Consider the following 510-nt stretch of genomic DNA (forward strand, 5'->3'; position numbering starts at 1 on the left):
GTTTATGTGCCGCCTGTGACAGTGATCAGTGGTCCAGATACGGTCTCTACCTTTATGAAATCTTATTCGCTGCAAGTGAAAGTCTTTCATATTGATACAGAAAAAGCACATGATGCGGCAGAAACAATCGTTGATGCATTGCTTGCTGATCGTCAAATCATTCAGATGATGAGTGAAGACGGAGAGGTGCTTGATGATTATGTCCGCATAAAAAGAGTGGAAACAAGAATGATAGATCAAGGCGTAGCAGCGATTGTCCTGACGTGGGATAGCAGCTATTGGTACAACCGTGACAAACAGGCAAGCCTTGAAGATATCAACTTTTCAGATGGCGTGATCAAACGTGAGCAAGACTAAACATGCACAGCCCGCTCAAACAGCCGGCGAAGAAAAAGAATTTGGCTTTTCATTTGAAGCCTTAAAGGAGCACAGTAAGGATCTTTTTGGGGTCAAACCAGAAATCCTTGAAGGGGCTCTTTTTTATATCAAACATCAACCAATTACAAAAAC

Annotated in this window: 2 protein-coding genes; both read left to right on the forward strand. The window is 42.4% G+C overall.

The genetic code is table 11. From position 1 onward, the window contains the following. On the forward strand, positions 1-357 hold a 357-nt coding region (locus GFC01_RS17940; protein ID WP_207707652.1), incomplete at its 5' end, for a hypothetical protein. Further along, positions 344-510: YqzN/YkzM domain-containing protein (locus GFC01_RS20320; protein WP_479723392.1), on the forward strand; the 167-nt coding region annotated here is incomplete at its 3' end. The genes GFC01_RS17940 and GFC01_RS20320, both read left to right, overlap by 14 nt.

Source organism: Desulfofundulus thermobenzoicus (assembly GCF_009428905.1).
GTDB classification, from domain to species: domain Bacteria; phylum Bacillota; class Desulfotomaculia; order Desulfotomaculales; family Desulfovirgulaceae; genus Desulfofundulus_A; species Desulfofundulus_A thermobenzoicus.